General features: G+C 68.7%; 15 protein-coding genes and 1 tRNA gene. 10 read left to right on the top strand and 6 right to left on the bottom strand.

Features of this window, described 5'->3' with window-relative positions:
• Positions 1-36: 36 nt before the first annotated feature.
• The 4 genes from lwrS to ACYQZ5_RS13950 form a co-directional block, all read right to left on the bottom strand.
• Positions 37-432 (bottom strand): LWR-salt protein, encoded by a 396-nt coding sequence (lwrS, locus tag ACYQZ5_RS13965; RefSeq protein ID WP_379732634.1) that lies wholly within the window; start codon positions 430-432, stop codon positions 37-39.
• Positions 433-460: 28 nt separating this feature from the next.
• Positions 461-736: a 4a-hydroxytetrahydrobiopterin dehydratase gene (locus ACYQZ5_RS13960; RefSeq protein WP_379732633.1), complete on the bottom strand. Its 276-nt coding sequence runs from the start codon at positions 734-736 to the stop codon at positions 461-463.
• Positions 737-777: 41 nt separating this feature from the next.
• Positions 778-2,043: a glutamyl-tRNA reductase gene (hemA, locus tag ACYQZ5_RS13955; RefSeq protein WP_459846558.1), complete on the bottom strand. Its 1,266-nt coding sequence runs from the start codon at positions 2,041-2,043 to the stop codon at positions 778-780.
• A 100-nt stretch (positions 2,044-2,143) separates the two neighbouring features.
• A complete protein-coding gene (locus tag ACYQZ5_RS13950; protein WP_379731953.1) occupies positions 2,144-2,542 on the bottom strand; it encodes a DUF5778 family protein in 399 nt (132 codons plus the stop codon).
• Positions 2,543-2,644: 102 nt separating this feature from the next.
• Between ACYQZ5_RS13950 and ACYQZ5_RS13945 the strand changes: the two genes are divergently transcribed.
• The 3 genes from ACYQZ5_RS13945 to ACYQZ5_RS13935 all read left to right on the top strand — a co-directional run bounded on the left by ACYQZ5_RS13945 (position 2,645) and on the right by ACYQZ5_RS13935 (position 5,326).
• Positions 2,645-3,214: an FxsA family protein gene (locus ACYQZ5_RS13945; protein ID WP_379731954.1), complete on the top strand. Its 570-nt coding sequence runs from the start codon at positions 2,645-2,647 to the stop codon at positions 3,212-3,214.
• Positions 3,215-3,299: 85 nt separating this feature from the next.
• Positions 3,300-3,373 (top strand) — tRNA-Ile (locus ACYQZ5_RS13940).
• A gap of 255 nt (positions 3,374-3,628) precedes the next feature.
• Entirely contained in the window at positions 3,629-5,326 is a 1,698-nt protein-coding gene (locus tag ACYQZ5_RS13935) for a hypothetical protein (RefSeq protein ID WP_379731955.1), read from the top strand.
• Between the two features lie 66 nt (positions 5,327-5,392).
• Here the strand turns inward: ACYQZ5_RS13935 and ACYQZ5_RS13930 are convergent, their stop codons facing one another.
• Together ACYQZ5_RS13930 and ACYQZ5_RS13925 are read right to left on the bottom strand one after the other, a co-directional pair.
• Entirely contained in the window at positions 5,393-7,762 is a 2,370-nt protein-coding gene (locus ACYQZ5_RS13930) for a DEAD/DEAH box helicase (protein ID WP_459846554.1), read from the bottom strand.
• A gap of 76 nt (positions 7,763-7,838) precedes the next feature.
• Positions 7,839-9,272, bottom strand: coding sequence for an MATE family efflux transporter (locus tag ACYQZ5_RS13925; protein ID WP_379818004.1), 1,434 nt, complete (start codon positions 9,270-9,272; stop codon positions 7,839-7,841).
• Between the two features lie 115 nt (positions 9,273-9,387).
• Between ACYQZ5_RS13925 and lipA the strand changes: the two genes are divergently transcribed.
• From lipA to ACYQZ5_RS13890, 7 genes are all read left to right on the top strand, one after another.
• Positions 9,388-10,338 carry a lipoyl synthase gene (lipA, locus tag ACYQZ5_RS13920; protein ID WP_379731834.1) on the top strand — a complete coding sequence of 317 codons (951 nt, stop codon included), beginning with the start codon at positions 9,388-9,390 and terminating at the stop codon, positions 10,336-10,338.
• A 332-nt stretch (positions 10,339-10,670) separates the two neighbouring features.
• Positions 10,671-11,780: a pyruvate dehydrogenase (acetyl-transferring) E1 component subunit alpha gene (gene pdhA, locus ACYQZ5_RS13915; RefSeq protein WP_379731835.1), complete on the top strand. Its 1,110-nt coding sequence runs from the start codon at positions 10,671-10,673 to the stop codon at positions 11,778-11,780.
• Complete coding sequence (locus tag ACYQZ5_RS13910; protein WP_379731836.1) at positions 11,777-12,763, top strand: alpha-ketoacid dehydrogenase subunit beta; 987 nt, start codon at positions 11,777-11,779, stop codon at positions 12,761-12,763. Before pdhA ends, ACYQZ5_RS13910 begins: the two co-directional genes overlap by 4 nt.
• Positions 12,764-12,766: 3 nt before the next feature.
• Positions 12,767-14,278: a dihydrolipoamide acetyltransferase family protein gene (locus ACYQZ5_RS13905; RefSeq protein WP_459846549.1), complete on the top strand. Its 1,512-nt coding sequence runs from the start codon at positions 12,767-12,769 to the stop codon at positions 14,276-14,278.
• Between the two features lie 2 nt (positions 14,279-14,280).
• The gene (gene lpdA / locus ACYQZ5_RS13900) at positions 14,281-15,705 is read left to right on the top strand and encodes a dihydrolipoyl dehydrogenase (RefSeq protein WP_379732352.1); all 1,425 of its coding nucleotides are present in this window, start codon (positions 14,281-14,283) and stop codon (positions 15,703-15,705) included.
• Between the two features lie 40 nt (positions 15,706-15,745).
• Positions 15,746-16,033 carry a hypothetical protein gene (locus tag ACYQZ5_RS13895; RefSeq protein ID WP_379732354.1) on the top strand — a complete coding sequence of 96 codons (288 nt, stop codon included), beginning with the start codon at positions 15,746-15,748 and terminating at the stop codon, positions 16,031-16,033.
• Entirely contained in the window at positions 16,030-16,542 is a 513-nt protein-coding gene (locus ACYQZ5_RS13890; protein WP_379818000.1) for a hypothetical protein, read from the top strand. The genes ACYQZ5_RS13895 and ACYQZ5_RS13890 overlap by 4 nt, the downstream gene beginning before the upstream one ends.
• The last annotated feature ends 46 nt before the right edge of the window (positions 16,543-16,588 follow it).

Genomic DNA, 16,588 nt, shown 5'->3' with positions numbered 1-16,588 from the left:
GCTAGCGGGTACGGGGGTAAGTGCCTTTCTCCCTGCTCAGACCGCCTCGGCGTCGACGACGTGCACCGACGAGCCGAGATACTGGTGAAGCACCTCGTCGGCACTCTCGGCGTTGAACCGCGAGAGGTCCCGTTCGATCTCCGCCCGTAGCGCCTCGACGTACGCCTCGTCGGCCCGGAGTTCGGAGAACGACAGCGAGACCACCTCCACGTCGAGCCAGTCGCTCACGACCTCGCGTAGCGGCGCCTCGTCGCCGATCTCGCCGTGCCAGAGCCGGTCGCGGAAGAACAGCCAGTCGATCCGCTCCGGGCCGGGTTCGACGCCCGGCGCGGGCGCGAACAGGCGGAGCGTCGTCTCGAAGCGGTTCGGGTCGACCGCGACGCCCCCCGTCGGGAGGCGGAACGTCGCGTCGAAGGTGTACGCCGCCTTCATCGGCGGGTCGATCGTCGCGTGGGGGTCATCAGTACTCGCCGTCGCAGTGGTCCGCGAGTCGGAGGTCCTTCTCGGTGATCCCGCCGGCGTCGTGGGTGGTGAAGCGCACCTCCACCTCGTCGTAGCGGAGGACGATCTCCGGGTGGTGGAACTCTTCCTCGGCGATCTCTGCCACGTCGTTGACGAACGTGACCGCGCTCGGGTAGCCGTCGAACTCGTAGGTCCGGACGATCTCGTCGCCGTCGCGCTCCCAGTCCGCGGGCAGTCGCCGCTCTACTTCCTCGTCGTCGAGTGTCTCCGACATACGCGGGAGGTGGGGTCCTGCGGGGGAAAAGCTTCGCCCGGCTACTCGCCTGCCCGCTCGTCGGCCGCGTCGGCGGGGGCGTCGACGTCGGCGGCGTCCGAGCGGGGGTCGAACAGCTCCATCGCGGTCTGGATCGTGGTCCAGTCGTCCTCGCCGGCGGCCTCGCGCAGGCTCTCGGTCGGCGGCGCGAGCAGTTGGGAGACCAGCGAGTCCGCCAGCGCCTCGACGGTCTCGCGCTGGTCCTCGTTCAGGTCACCCTGGGCCTCGAGCTTGGTGATCGCGCGGTCGAGCTCGCGGGCCTTCATCCGTTCGGCGCCCTCGTACATGCCGCGGATCGCCTCGTCGGCGCGGGCACGCTTGAACGAGGAGAGCAGGCGGTCGTGCTCCCGGTCGATCATCGCCTCGACCTCGCGGGCGGCCGCGCGGCGGTTCTCGTGTGCCGCCTCGGTCACGCGCTCCAAGTCGTCGATGTCGTGGACGACGACGTTGTCGAGCGCGTCGGCCGCGGGGTCGATGTCCCGCGGGCGGGCGATGTCGACACAGACCGCGTCCGCGCCCTCGAGCGCCTCGGCGGTCAGCACCGGCTCGTCGGCACCGGTCGCGGCGACGACGACCGACGCCTCGCGGACCGCGGCGGGGGCGTCGTGGAGCGGGACCGCCTCGGCGTCGACGCTCACGTCCTCGGCGACGTGTTCGGCGTTGGGGAGCGTGCGGTTCGCGACGAGCAGCTCGTCGACGCCGGCGCCGTCGAACGCTCGGGCCGCGAGCGTCCCCATCTCGCCGGCGCCGAGCACCAGCGCGGTCGCGTCGTCGAGGGTGGCCTCGCGGCCGGCGAGCTCAACCGCGGCCGAGCCCATCGAGACGGTCCCCTCGTTGATCGCGGTCTCGGTCCGGGCGCGCTCGCCGACGTGGACCGCCTTCAGCAGCGCCTCCTCGAGCACGGGGCCGAGCGTGCCGTCCTCGCGGGCGCGTTCGATCGCGTCCTTCACCTGTCCGATGATCTGGTCTTCGCCCAGTACGAGCGACTCCAGCCCGCTGGCGACCCGCATCAGGTGGCGGATCGCGTCCTCGTGTTCGAGGCGGGTGACCGCCCCCTCGCGGACCTCCGGTGCGAAGTCCGACAGCGCGTCCTCGCCGTCGGCGGCGCTGTCGGTGACGACGTACGCCTCCGCGCGGTTGCACGTGGCGAGCACGACGCTCTCGGTGACGCCCGGCCGGGCTGCGAGTCGCTGGGCAGCGGCGCTCTCGTCGTCGGGCGCCGCCGACTCCACCTCCTCGACGGTCGCGAGCGCGTGGGAGACGCTCACGCCAGTGATCACTCCGGTCACGGGTCTCTCGACGGGATTTACCCCGGTACTCGGTAAAAGGTTCCGGATACGGCGTGGGGGTCGGCCGAACGAGTTCGGTTCAGGGGACGAGCGTGACCCCCTCGACGTGGTCGAGCGAGTCGAGATCCTCCGCCAGCGCCTCCTGATCGACGCCGACCTCGTAGTAGAACACGAGGTCGAACGTCCCCTCGCGGAGGAGCTGCTGGCACTCCCAGACGAACTCGTCGTCGGTGAGGGTCTTCCCCTGGAACTGGTTCGAGGCGAACTCCTCGGTGTCGTTGCCGGCGTAGATGTAGCTCTCGCCCTTCCCGGCGTGGTCGGCGATCACGTCGTTGATCGCGACGGTGAGCTCGTGCATCTCCAGGTCCTCCTCGCCCGCGAGGCCCGTGTGAACGATACAGCCGACCAGTTCGATCTCGCCGGGTTCGAGGAGTCGTCTGGCCCGCTGGTAGAGGTCGTCGTCGACGGCGTCGGCCATGCTCGCACTCGGTTCGGCGGGGGTTTACCGGTGGCGGTTTCCCGCAGTTGCCGGCCGGAACTACGCGAAAGGGCTATGCCGCCGCCGCCGGAACTGTGGGTGATGCGAACCCGGTACGCCATCGCGGCGCTGCTGCTGATCCCGCTCGCGGACGCCCTGCTGCTCGTGGTCGTCGCCGACTACCTCGGCTGGCAGGCGACCGTGCTGCTCGTGGTGCTGACGGGGCTAATCGGCATGCTGCTGGTCCGCGCGGAGGGGCGCCACACGCTCGCCCGGATCCAACAGAAGGCGGCCCGCGGGGAGGCGCCGACCGACGAACTGCTGGACGGCGCGCTGCTGATCGCCGCCGGCGCGTTCCTGCTCACGCCCGGCGTCGTCACCGACGCGCTGGGGTTCCTGCTCACGATTCCCCCGACGCGCTACCCGATCCGGACCCTGCTGAAGAAGTACGTGGTCGTACCGAAACTCGACGAACGCACGGGCGGGTTCGTCACCGGGGGCGTCTGGACGGGGGGCTTCCCGAACGGCGGCGACGGCGGGCAGTTCGGCGGCGCCTCGTTCGGCAACGACGGGGACGACGGCCCGTTCGACGGGACGGCGAACGACACGTCGGACGGCGACGACGTGTACGACGTGGACCCGGACTCCTACCGGACGAAAGACGAGGAGTGAGCCGACGGAATCGGCCGCGGGCGTCGCGGTCGGCGAAAAGAAAGCCTTAACAGATACGCCGGCCAACGGAGAAATGCGCTCACCTGGGCCAATAGCTCAGTTAGGTTGAGCGCTCGGCTGATAACCGGGAGGTCCGCGGTTCAAATCCGCGTTGGCCCATCCAAAAATAATCCGGCCTTGTGCCGGATTGAATTGGGCCTTTGGCTCCCCAGCCACCCAATTTCGCCGTTCTAACGATCCTGAGACGGTAGTCTGGCGTCTTGTACCGGCAAGGTCGTTCAGATCCCCAGAGTCGTCTGTGTATTTCCGACAGGTGCGACGGAAGATAATGCCAGAGTGTATATATAGAAACTAATCGAGTGTAGGGTTAAAAAATAGACAACTAATATAACAATCTCATCCAATCCTCATGACGTGTCCTCAGAGAGAACGATCGGAGCGTCAGAGTACGTACCGCAAGGGGTGATCGACTTCGGGGTCGGCTTCTGCTACACGCTGTTGTTCCTGCCAGTGCTGGCTCTCTACCCGTTCTACTACGTCTATCGACAGATCGGCGAGGAGCCGGATATCGGTGAGGAGATGGAGGACTCCCCGCTCCACGCCACGCTGGGGTTCCCCGATGACGCGACAGTCGGGGTGCCGATACTCTGGGGCGTCCTCTACTTGGGGGCGCTCCTGTTCGTGAGCTACGGCCCGGCCGTGTTCCGTGTCGGGTTGCCGTTCGGGTCGGTAGTCGGTCTCGTGACGAGTACGTTCGGTCTCACGCTGCTGGGCATCACGCTCGGGGTCAGCACGACGTTCTTCGTGAGCGAGAGCCTGGAGCGGGATCTGCTGCAGCGACTGGGGATCACCCTGCTCGTGGGGTTCCCTCTCGGACTGTTGATCGCGGTCGTGTACGTCGTCTACTACGGAGTCGGGACCCCCGAGGCGTTGGTCGCGCCGGCGCTGATCCCGGTCGTATCGACGCTTTACGGCGGGTCCGTCGGCAACGGCTACCTCGTCAAGCGCCAGAACATCGAGCGCATCAACAAACAGAAGGGGGAGTCCTCGGACACGGACGATCACACGGAGACGAAGTCGTACAAAGGGGAGACGATCGCCGACAGCAAGGGCCGCGAGATGGTGGAGACGCTGGCCGAATCCAAGTGGGTCGTCCCGGACGAACTCCCCAACCGGAGCAGCGTACAGAAGACCCGACGTATCGAACCCCTCCGGGACATCGTTCGAGGGTTGTGGGTCGAGGAGACGCGATACACGAAGACCGTCCCCGAGACGCAGTTCAGCAGCGAGAAGAGCAACCACCGGACCGACTACCAGCGGCGCGAGCGGATCGCCCCCGACGGGTTCCAGTCCGCGTCTTACAGCTTCTTCGAGCCCGGATCGAAGGAGGTGCAGTCGTGTGATCAGTGTAGTGGCCGGGGGGAGTTGGACTGTAGCCAGTGTAACCGGTCGGGCCGGGTCAACTGTAGCAACTGCCGCGGCAGCGGCGAGACGGAGTGTGGGAACTGCCGTGGCCGGGGGAAAGTGACCGTCGAGGAGACCTGTGGCGTCTGTCGAGGGAGCGGCGAAACGTCGAGCGGTTGGGAGTGTGACAACTGCGGCGGGTACGGGAGCGTCGAGAAGACGAAGCGGTGTCCGAACTGCTACGGCGGCACCGTCGACTGCTCGACGTGTGGCGGCGGCGGGCAGGTGACCTGTAGCAACTGCGGCGGGCGAGGCACCCACGACTGCAACAAGTGTGACGCGTGCGGGCGGCTGGTGACGTTCAACTTCGTCGAACGGAACTACTCGCCCGACGAGGAAGTCACCTACCGGAACAAGAGCGTGCCCACGCGACTGCTCAAGAACGCGGAGGGGACGCGGGTCGATCTCCAGACCGACGACAACCCCTCGCAGTCGGGACTCTACCGCCGGCAGGACGAGACGCCGGAGATTCCGGTCGGCGTCGCCACGTACGAGTACTTGGGAGACACGTGGGAAGTGTTCGACGTGGAAGGGCGGATCAAAGCCCGGGACTTCCCCCGTGACTACCAGCGGCAGTTCCGTGTGGTCATGGCGGGCGTGCTCGTGTCGGTTCCGTCGTACGTGTTCCTCGCACACGTCGGGCTGTAAGGGGCCGCCGGACGCGACGCTCGGGGCACCCGAGCCCCGAAAATACGGCGTCGGTCGCGTTCGCCGCTACTCCACCCGAACCGTCCGGTCCTCGCGAACGGGCGACAGCGGTAGCTCCGGGAACGTCACCTCGACGACGAACCGGAGTTCGTCCTCGTCGGCGCCGAAGACGGGCGCCGGCACCGTCTCCGAGTCGCCGAGGTACGTCTCGGTGCCGGTCATCTCCGTCCCGTTGACCGTCACCCGGATCCCGACGCGGGCGCCGCCGCCGAGGTTCCGGACCGTCAGCTCACACATCTCGTTCTCGCCGGCCGCGATCGTCTCCGGGAACGCCCCCCAGTCGACCGAGATCCGCGGCAGGTCACGGGCGGCGTCGACGACGCGCTCGGCGACGCTGTCGGAAAGCCCCGCGTTCGTGAGTTTCGCGGCGCCGGCGTCGACCAGTTCCGCGGGCGAGGTATAGCCGGCGTCGGCCAGCGTCTCCGCGCGGCCGGCGCCGACGCCCTCGATCGCGGTGAGTCCCACCGCCTCGCGCGGCACGCCGTGTTCGACGCGGGCCTCCATCCGGCGGACGAGGTTCGCGGCTCGCGGGCCGGCGAAGGCGGCGGCGAACTCCCGGAGCGCGGCGAGCAGTCGGAGCGCGTTCTGCCGGATGATCCAGGCGTCCGAGCGGAGGTCGCCCGGGGTACGGCCGTCGGTCGCGGCGTGGAGGATCGCGAGCACCTTCCGGTTGCCGTTCTCGAGGTCGGTCTCGACGCCGGCGCCGTCGAGCGCGCGGTCGATCGCGTCGGTCTCGGACTGGCGGGCCGAGACGGAGTCGAACTCGCCTGCGGCGGCGACCGCCTCCAGCACGTTGTCGCCGGTCAGGCGGTCGCGCTCGCAGGCCTCGCGGAAGCGTTCGGCGGTGTCGAGCCGGAGGTAGTAGTTCGAGGCCAGCCGGCCGAGCGTCGTCGCCTCGACGCCGAGTTCGTCGTCGGTCTCGACGAACCCCGAGTCGACGAGGCTCTCGACGGTCCCGCGCACGCGCTCGCGGAGGTTCTCGAAGTCGTACTCCTCGGGCTTGGACTTCGCCCGGACGTAGTAGAACGTCGTCTCGACCCACGACATCACGTCGTCGAGGCCCTGTATCGTCCCCATCGCGACCTCGGCGTTGAGGTGAGTCTCGATGTCGCCCGCGAGCATCGACTCGATCTCCTTCCCTTCCCGCAGGAGGGTCCGGTACTTGTCGGCGTCGTCGGCGTCACAGACCACCCAGCCGTACCCCACGTCGTCGTAGCCCGGGCGGCCGGCGCGGCCGAGCATCTGCAGCACGTCCAGCGGCGAGATGTCGACCTCGCCCTCCAGCGGATCGTGGTACTTCGTGTCGCGGATGACCACACAGCGGGCGGGGAGGTTCACCCCCCACGCGAGCGTCGAGGTGGAGAACAGCAGTTGGATCTTCCCCTCCTTGAACCACTGTTCGACGAGGTCCTTGTCGTTGCGGGAGAGGCCGGCGTGGTGGAACGCGACGCCGTCGACGACGGAGTGTCTGAGCGTCTCGTTCTCGACCTCCTTGGCGGCGGTGTGGAAGTCGTAGTCGCCGCGGGAACCCATCTCGATATCCCAGTCGGTGACCTCGTCGCGGGCCTTCTCGGCGGCGCGAACGGTGTCCTGCCGGGAGGAGACGAACACGAGCGACTGGCCCTCCTCGCGGATGTGGGGCTTCGCGAGGTCGAGCGCGCGGTAGAGCCGGCGGTACTTGTCCGCGAAGGAGTTCTCGCCGTGGCTGTACGTCTTCACCCCCGTCTCCAGATCGACCGGGCGGTACTCGTCGCCGAACGCGAACGTGTTCGCCGGCGGCGCGTCGAGCCACTCCGCCACGTCCTCGACGTTGGGCATCGTCGCCGAGAGCGCGATAATTCGGGGTTCGCAGAGTCGGCGGAGCCGCGACACCGTAACTTCGAGCACCGAGCCGCGCTTCTCGGAGTCGAGGAGGTGGACCTCGTCGATCACACAGCAGTCAACGTCGGTGATGAAGCCGTAACGGGCGGAGTCGTGTTTCCGGGTGGCGGAGTCGGTCTTCTCCGGCGTCATCACGAGGATGTCAGCGCGCTCGGCCCGGCGCGGGTCGAGGTCGCGCTCGCCGGTGACGACGTAGACGGAGTAGCCCAACTCCTCGAAGCGGTCCCACTCGGCCTCCTTCTCGTTGGTCAGCGCCCGCATCGGCGCGATGAACAGGGCGGTGCCGCCCTCCCGCAGCGTCTTACAGATCGCCAGCTCCGCGAGCGCCGTCTTGCCCGACGCGGTGGGCGCGCTCGCGACGACGTTCTCGTCGGTGTCGAGCAGGGCGGGCAGCGCCTCCCGCTGCATCGCGTTGAACTCCTCGAACGCGAACGCCTCGGCGAACTCGGGGACGGCGTCGGCGACGCGGGCCGTGGCGTCGGAGCGCTGAGACACTACCCTGAGTCGGGACGGCCACGGAGAAAGAGGTTTCCTTCGCGCGGGCGCGAGCGAAGTCCCACTACCGGGACCGCTACTCCGCCGTCGCCACGTCGGCAGCGCGGCGCATCATCCCCTCGCTGGTCGCGTACTTGAAGTACGCCGCCAGCCCCAGCGCGGCGGCGACGTTCGAGCCCGTCACCGCCCAGAAGATGGCACCCATCCCCCAGCCGAGGCCGGGCGCGATCGAGAGGCCGAACGCGCCGACGCCCAGCCCGACGGGCAGGGCGAGCACCGCGATCGGGAGCCGGATCCCCCAGTACTTCACGAGGTCGACGATCAGGCTGGTCTTGGTGCGGCGGGCGCCGTTGAGTCCCGCGAGCAGCATGTACGTCGCGCCGATCGCCCAGTAGCCGTAGGCGAGGATCTCGAGGTAGCGGACGGCGTAGGCCTTCCCCTGCGCGGAGATGTCGGGGACGAACACCTGCGTGAGCAGGTCGGGGATCAGTAGCTGGACGACGCCGATCACCGCGAGGGCGGCGGCGGCGATCCCGACGCCGATCCACGTCGCCCGGCGGGCGCGATCGGGGCGGTCGGCGCCGAGGTTCTGGCCGACGACGCTCTGGCCGGCCTGCTGTAGCCCCTGTGCCGGGACGAACGCGATGGTCGCGATCCGGGCGCCGACGGTGTACGCCGCCAGCCCCGCGGCGCCGCCGACGACCGTGACGATGGCGACGACGACCAGCCGGACCGACTGGGAGGCGAGCCGCTGGCCCGCCGAGGGGAGACCAATGTCGACCATCTCGCGGAGTTCGTCGAGATCGAACCCCACGTCCGCGAGCGACAGCGAGATCGAGCCATGGTCGCCGGCCAGCCAGTAGAGTCCGAGCACCATCGACATCGTGTAGCCGAGCACGGTCGCGAGCGCGGCGCCCGCGACGCCGAGTTCGGGGAACACCCAGACGCCGAAGATCAGCAGCGGGTCGAGCACGAGGTTGCCGCCGATCGCGAGGAAGTTGAGGTACATCGCGGTCTTGGAGTCGCCCGCGCCGACGAACCCCATCTCCACAGTGTCGCTGACGGAGGTGAACGGAAACAGCAGCATGTACGCCGAGAGGTACGCCGCGGCCTGCGGCGCCACGTCGGGGCCGGCGCCGAGCAGGCGGACCAGCGGCCCCGCGTTTGGCGCGACCAGCAGCGCGATGACCGCACCGGAGACGAACGCCAGCCCGATCCCGTGGAACACCGCCTTCCGCGCGTCCGATCGGTTCTCGCCGCCGATCCGCTGGGAGACGAGCACCTGCGTCCCGACCATCGCCGCCATCAGTGGCACCATCACCAGCGCCATGATCGGCTGGTTCAGGCCGACCGCGCCGACCGCACCGTCACCGAGGCGGCCGAGCCAGAACACGTCGGCCGCGGAGTTAGCCACCTGCACGAGGTTCTGGGCCACCAGCGGCGCCGCGAGGACGAGCAGTGCACGGGAGAGCCGGCCCTCGGTGATGTCGCCGGGGTCGAGATCGAGCATCCGATATCGTACCCACATTATGCAGAGGGAACAAATACCCATCGGAGTGGAAACAAAGTCGGAGAGCCGTCGAACGAACCGCACGCTTTTCACGAGTGCCGTCCCATTTCGGGCTATGAGCAGCCGCAGGCGGAAACCCGACTGGCTCAAGAGCCAGCCGCCGACCGGGCAACGGTTCACCGACATCAAGCAGACGCTCCGGGACCGGGACCTCCACACCGTCTGCGAGGAAGCGAACTGCCCGAACATGGGCGAGTGCTGGTCCGGCCGGGACGGGCCGGGCACTGGCCCCGGCACCGCGACGTTCATGCTGATGGGCGAGCGCTGTTCGCGGGGCTGTAACTTCTGTGACGTAGCCACCGGCGGGATGGAGCCGCTGGACCCCGACGAGCCCGAAAACGTCGCCGAGGCCGTCGGGGAGATCGGGCTGGACTACGTGGTTCTCACTTCCGTCGACCGCGACGACTTAGAGGACGGCGGCGCCGCCCACTTCGCCGAGACGATCCGGGAGTGCAAGCAGCGCAACCCCGGCACGCTCGTCGAGGTGCTCATCCCGGACTTCGGCGGCGACGAGGACGCGGTCCGGCAGATCATCGATGCCGGGCCGGACGTGATCGCCCACAACGTCGAGACCGTCGAGCGCCTCCAGTGGCCGGTCCGGGACCGCCGCGCGGGGTACGAACAGACGCTCGACGTGCTCGAACAGGTCGACCGGGAGTCGGACATCTACACCAAGACCAGCCTGATGCTCGGCCTCGGGGAGTACGACCACGAGATCTACCGGACGCTCTCGGACCTGCGGCAGGTCGGCGTCGACGTGGTGACGTTCGGGCAGTACCTCCAGCCCTCCCGCTCGCACCTCGACGTGTTCGAGTACGTCCACCCCGACGCCTTCGAGACGTGGCGGCAGGTCGCCGAGGAGGAACTCGGCTTCCTCTACTGTGCCTCGGGACCGATGGTGCGCTCCTCCTACAAGGCGGGGGAGCTGTTCGTCGACGCGCTCGTCCGGGACGGGAAAAGTCCCGAGCAGGCTCGTGAGGAGGCGCGGGCAGCGGCGAGCGACTAGCCAATCACGGCTCGTGACCAGCCGTCGACGCTATGTCGACGGCACGGAGCGCGTTGCCGTGATTGTGCGATTAGCCAACCCCGACTTCTGACCAGCCGTCGACGCCCGCCCGAGTTCTTCCCAAACGTTCGTCCAGTTTCTCGCGTGACACCGGCCATCGGTCGACGGGAACGGCGGTATTCGAGGACGAAATGGGAAAACGTGAGAATATGTCCGACCTTCTCGGAAGAACACAACCGTGATCGGGGGATTTCTGCTCATAGTAAACCTTTTACGAAAGCACTATACCCCCGGCGAGGCAAAATCCGCCTTATGGAGAGGAGGGTGAAGCCGTGAGTACGTTACAGCGCGATCCCGAGAACCGGGTACAGGTGCTCGACGAGGACGGCAACCTCGTGGGCGAGCCCCCGGAGATCGACGAAGGGACGATGCTGGACATCTACCGGGACATGAAGCTCGCCCGGCACTTCGACGAACGGGCGGTCAGCCTCCAGCGACAGGGGCGGATGGGGACGTACCCGCCGCTGTCGGGACAGGAGGGTGCCCAGATCGGCTCGGCGTACGCGCTGGCCGACGACGACTGGATGGTGCCGTCCTACCGCGAACACGGCGCCGCGGTCGTGCGGGGCCTGCCGCTGAAGCAGACGCTGCTGTACTGGATGGGGTACGAGGCGGGTAACGACGTGCCCGAGGACACGAACGTCCTCCCCGTCGCGGTGCCGATCGCGAGCCAGATCCCCCACGCGGCGGGGCTGGCGTGGTCCTGGAAGCTGCAGGGCCACGACGACACCGCCGGCATCTGCTACTTCGGCGACGGCGCCACCAGCGAGGGTGACTTCCACGAGGGGATGAACTTCGCCGGCGTCTACGACGTGCCGATGGTGTTCTTCTGCAACAACAACCAGTGGGCAATCTCGGTGCCTCGCGAGAAGCAGACCGCCTCCGAGACGCTCGCCCAGAAGGCCGACGCCTACGGCTTCGAGGGCGTGCAGGTCGACGGGATGGACCCGCTGGCCGTCTACAAGGTCACGCGGGACGCACTCGAGAAGGCCCGGAATCCCGACGAGGACCAGATGCGGCCGACGATGATCGAGGCGGTGCAGTACCGCTTCGGCGCCCACACCACCGCGGACGACCCGACGGTGTACCGCGACGACGAGGAGGTCGAGCGCTGGAAGGCCAAGGACCCGATCCCGCGGCTGGAGGCGTACCTCCGGAGCGAGGGCGTCCTCGACGACGAGAAAGTGGCCGAGATCGAAGAACAGATCGAACAGCGGGTCTCCGACGCCATCGACGAGGCCGAGTCCGAGCCCCGTCCGGAGCCGGAGGAGATGTTCGAGCACGCATACGCCGACCTCCCGCCGGAGCTACGCGAACAGCGCGAGGAGTTCGTCGCGGCGGTCGAGCGACACGGCAAGGACGCGTTCCTGGAGGAAGAATGAGCGGGACACAGAACCTCACGCTGGTGCAGGCGGTACGGGACGGTCTCGCGACCGAGATGGCGCTCGACGACGACGTGATCGCGCTCGGGCAGGACATCGGGAAGAACGGCGGCGTGTTCCGGGCCACGCAGGGCCTGCAGGAGGAGTTCGGCGAGCAGCGCGTCGTCGACACGCCGCTTGCGGAGTCAGGGATCATCGGCAGCGCCGTCGGCCTCGCGACCGGCGGGATGAAGCCGGTGCCGGAGATCCAGTTCTCCGGGTTCATGTACCCCGGCTTCGACCAGATCGTCTCCCACATGGCGCGCTACCGCACCCGGAGCCGCTCGCGGTTCACGCTGCCGATGGTGCTGCGTGCGCCGTACGGCGGCGGCATCCGCGCGCCCGAGCACCACTCCGACTCGAAGGAGGCGTTCTACGCCCACGAGGCCGGCCTGAAGGTGGTCGTGCCGTCGACGCCGTACGACACGAAGGGGCTGCTGATCTCGGCGATCCGCGACCCCGACCCCGTGATCTTCCTCGAACCCAAACTCATCTACCGCGCGTTCCGCGAGGACGTGCCCGAGGAGGACTACGAGGTGCCGCTCGGCGAGGCCGCCGTCCGCCGCGAAGGCTCGGACGTGTCGGTGTTCACCTACGGCGCGATGACCCGGCCGACGCTCGAAGCCGCGGAGAATCTCGCCGAGGAGGGGATCGACGCCGAGGTCGTCGACCTCCGAACCGTCTCGCCGATGGACCGCGAGGCCATCGTCGAGTCGTTCAAAAAGACCGGCCGCGGGGTCGTCGTCCACGAGGCGCCCAAGTCGGGCGGCCTCGCCGGCGAGATCACCGCGCTGCTGCAGGAGGAGGCGCTCGTCTATCAGGAGGCGCCGATCAAGCGCGTCACCGGCTTCGACGTCCCCGTCCCGCTGTACGCGATGGAGGACTACTACCTGCCTAACGCCGCGAGAGTGGAAGACGGTATCCGTGAGGCGGTGGAGTTCTGAGCCATGACTGTCAAAGAGTTCAAACTACCCGACGTCGGCGAGGGCGTCGCAGAGGGGGAGTTGGTCTCCTGGCAGGTGTCGCCCGGCGACCGCGTCAGCGAGGGCGACATCGTCGCGGAGGTCGAGACGGACAAGGCGCTGGTTGAGGTGCCCTCCCGCTACGACGGCACTGTGAAGGAACTGTTCGCCGAGGAGGGCGAGATGGTGCCCGTCGGCGACGTGATCATCTCCTTCGAGGTCGACGAGATCGACGAAGGCGACGCCGCCGCGGAGGCGCCCGACACCGAGGGCGAACCCGGCGAGTCGGCCGCCGAGGCCAAGACCGACACCGAGGAGGCCGCGGCGGCGGAGACGCCCGACGGCCGCGTGTTCGCGCCGCCGGCGGCGCGACGGCTGGCCCGCGAACTCGGCGTCGACATCACCGACGTGGAGGGGAGCGGCCCCGGCGGTCGCATCAGCGAGGACGACGTCCGCGCCTACCACGACTCCGCCGAGGTACACGACGAGACCGCCGCCGAGACGCCCGTCACGCCCGGCGAGGAGGAGGCACCGACGCCGCCGTCCGGCGCCGGCGCGAGCGAGACCGTGAGCGCGAGCGACAGCCCGGAAGCGATGCGCGAGACGACGCTCGCGACGCCCGCGACCCGCGCGCTCGCCGAGGAGCTCGGCGTCGACCTCGACGCCGTGCCGACCGAGAAGAGCCGCGACGGCGAGGCGTACGTCGAGAAGGAGGACGTGCGCGCGTTCGCCGAGCGGGAGGAGGAAGCGGCTGCCGAGGCCACCGGATCCGAAGCCGGGGTGTCCGCCACCGCTGAGCCTGAACGCGAGGAGACGGTCCCCTACCGCGGGGTTCGCCGGACGATCGGCGAGCAGATGGCGACCTCGAAGTACACCGCGCCCCACGTCACCCACCACGACACCGCGGAGATCGACGAACTGGTCGAGACCCGCGAGGAGCTGAAAAAGACCGCCGAGGAGAAGGGCGTCCGCCTGACGTACATGGCGTTCGTCCTCAAGGCGGTCGTGGCCGGGCTGAAGGAGTACCCGATCCTCAACTCCGAGCTCGACGAGGAGGAGGGCGTCATCCGGCTGAAGAACTACTACAACATCGGCATCGCCGTCGCGACCGACGCCGGCCTGATGGTGCCGGTCGTCGAGAACGTCGACGAGAAGGGGCTGCTCGAACTGGCCGACGAGGTGCAGGAGCTGGCGACGAAGGCCCGCGAGCGCTCCATCTCGCCCCAGGAGATGCAGGGCGGGACGTTCACGATCACGAACTTCGGCGCGTTCGGCGGCGAGTACGCCACGCCGATCATCAACTACCCCGAGACCGCGATCCTCGGCCTCGGCGCGATCGAACAGCGCCCGGTCGTCGACGACGGCGAGGTCGTCGCGGCGCACACGCTGCCGCTCTCGCTCGCCATCGACCACCGGGTCATCGACGGCGCGGAGGCCGCACAGTTCACGAACACCGTGAAGGAATACCTGGCCGAGCCGACGAAACTACTACTCTAACAATGGTTGTCGGAGACGTTACGACGGGAACGGAGGTACTGGTGATCGGCGCGGGGCCGGGCGGCTACGTCGCCGCCATCCGCGCCGCACAGAACGGACTGGACACGACGCTGGTCGATCGGGACGCCTACGGGGGGACCTGCCTCAACTACGGCTGCATCCCCTCGAAGGCGCTGATCAGCGCGACGGACGTGGCCCACGACGCGGGCAACGCGACGGAGATGGGCGTCCACGCCGACCCGGTGATCCACACCGACGAGATGCAGGAGTGGAAGGAGGGCGTCGTCGATCAGCTCACCGGCGGCGTCGAGAAGCTCTGTAAGGCGAACGGCGTCAACCTGATCGAGGGCGAGGCGACGTTCGTCGACGACTCCACCGCCCGGATCGCCCACGGCGGCGACGGGCAGGGCTCGGAGTCGATCGAGTTCGAGCACGCCATCATTGCGACCGGTTCGCGGCCGATCCAGGTACCCGGCTTCGAGTTCGAGCACGACCCGATCTGGTCCTCGCGGGACGCGCTCGACGTGGAGGAGCCGCCGGAGGACCTGCTCGTCGTCGGCGCGGGCTACATCGGGATGGAGCTCTCGACGGTGTTCGCGAAGATGGGCGTCGACGTGACCGTCGTGGAGATGCTCGACGGCATCCTCCCGGGCTACGAGGACGACGTGAGCCGGCCGGTCAAGAAACGCGCCGACGAACTCGGCATCGAGTTCAACTTCGGCGAGGTCGCAAGCGAGTGGGAAGAGACCGGCGAGGGCGTCGTCGTCACCACCGAAGACGAGGACGGCAACGAATCGACCTACGACGCCCAGAAGGTGCTCGTCGCGGTCGGCCGCCAGCCCGTCTCCGACAGCCTCGATCCCGAGGCCGCGGGCGTCGAGGTGGACGAGAACGGCTTCATCCACACCGACGATCAGGCCCGCACCAACGTCGACAACATCTTCGCCGTCGGCGACGTGGCCGGCGAGCCGATGCTGGCGCACAAAGCGAGCAAGGAGGGGATCGTCGCGGCCGAGGTGATCGCCGGCGAGCCCGCCGCGCTCGACCAGCAGGCGATCCCGGCGGCCGTGTTCACCGACCCCGAAATCGCGACCGTGGGGATGACCGAGGCTGAGGCCGAGGAGGCCGGCTTCACGCCCAAGGTCGGCGAGTTCCCGTTCCGCGCCTCCGGGCGCGCGCTCTCGACCGGCGAGAGCGAGGGGTTCGTCCGTATCGTCGCCGAGGAGGAGGCGGGCTTCGTCCTCGGCGCGCAGATCGTCGGCCCCGAAGCGAGCGAACTGATCGCCGAGTGCGCGCTCGCGATCGAGATGGGCGCGACGCTGGAGGACGTGGCGTCGACGGTCCACACCCACCCGACGCTCGCGGAGGCCGTGATGGAGGCCGCCGAGAACGCCGACGATCAGGCGATCCACACGCTGAACCGGTAGTCGGCGGTACACTTTCTACGCCGGGGGCCACACGCCCACTATGGCCCTCTTCGACGACGAGCAGTCCGACGACGACAGCGACGCGGAGAGCAGTTGGGGTGTCGACGAGTCCGCCGACGCGTCGGCCGGTCCCCCCGTCGACGACGACCCGGACTCGCTCTCGGAGCTCGACACCGCGTCGCTGAGCCGGGGCGACCCGAACGGCACGCTGAAACGCGCTATCGACCGGGAGGCGGGCGTGGTGGTCTACGCCTACAAGAACGGCAACGCCGGCGGGCTGTCGACCGTCCCGCTCTCGGCGACCGACCTCGACGCCGAAAGCGAGTGACGCCGCCGACGGAAATCCGGACGAAGCGCGGCCGGGCGCGGTTCGTCGACGGCACCGTCCGGTTCGAGGAGTCCATCGGGGGCTACCTCCGCGCGCTGCTCCGGGACTACTGGCACGGCGGCAGCCGCGGCCAGCGCGCGATCGTCGCCGGCTACCTGTTCGCGATCCTCTACGGGCTGGGCGTCCTCGCGTGGGAGCTCGGCCACGGGCGGTGGCGCCTGCCGGGGGTCGTGGTCGGCCTGGTCGGCCTCGGCTGGCTGATCGGCCGGGCGCGAGGCTACCGGTCGGTCGACTCCCTCGATCTGGACCGGATCGAGTCGGTAGCCGCGACGCGCGGATCGAAAGGGCTGACTCGGCCGCGACTGGTGCTCACGTTCCGAACCGACGGCAAGACCCGGAAGCGGCGGCTGCTGCTCCCGTCGCTGTACGCCGTCGACGGCGACGAGGCGTTCGAGCGCGCCGTCGCGGCGTTCGAAGGCCGCGGGTTCGACGTGGCGCGGGACCGGTGACACAGCCGGGAACGCCGACGTTCGAACCGGTCCCCATGTCCGCCAG

This window comes from Halolamina salina (genome assembly GCF_054653455.1).
Note: the sequence above shows the minus strand (reverse complement) of the source record. Positions and strands in the feature narration are given on the sequence as shown.

Excerpts from the sequence above, each read along its gene's own strand:
- lwrS (WP_379732634.1), bottom strand. The coding sequence starts at position 432 with ATGAAGGCGGCGTACACCTTCGACGCGACGTTCCGCCTCCCGACGGGG.
- ACYQZ5_RS13925 (WP_379818004.1), bottom strand. The coding sequence starts at position 9,272 with ATGCTCGATCTCGACCCCGGCGACATCACCGAGGGCCGGCTCTCCCGT.
- ACYQZ5_RS13950 (WP_379731953.1), bottom strand. The coding sequence starts at position 2,542 with ATGGCCGACGCCGTCGACGACGACCTCTACCAGCGGGCCAGACGACTC.
- ACYQZ5_RS13945 (WP_379731954.1), top strand. The coding sequence starts at position 2,645 with ATGCGAACCCGGTACGCCATCGCGGCGCTGCTGCTGATCCCGCTCGCG.
- ACYQZ5_RS13905 (WP_459846549.1), top strand. The coding sequence starts at position 12,767 with ATGACTGTCAAAGAGTTCAAACTACCCGACGTCGGCGAGGGCGTCGCA.
- lipA (WP_379731834.1), top strand. The coding sequence starts at position 9,388 with ATGAGCAGCCGCAGGCGGAAACCCGACTGGCTCAAGAGCCAGCCGCCG.
- ACYQZ5_RS13960 (WP_379732633.1), bottom strand. The coding sequence starts at position 736 with ATGTCGGAGACACTCGACGACGAGGAAGTAGAGCGGCGACTGCCCGCG.
- ACYQZ5_RS13895 (WP_379732354.1), top strand. The coding sequence starts at position 15,746 with ATGGCCCTCTTCGACGACGAGCAGTCCGACGACGACAGCGACGCGGAG.
- ACYQZ5_RS13910 (WP_379731836.1), top strand. The coding sequence starts at position 11,777 with ATGAGCGGGACACAGAACCTCACGCTGGTGCAGGCGGTACGGGACGGT.
- lpdA (WP_379732352.1), top strand. The coding sequence starts at position 14,281 with ATGGTTGTCGGAGACGTTACGACGGGAACGGAGGTACTGGTGATCGGC.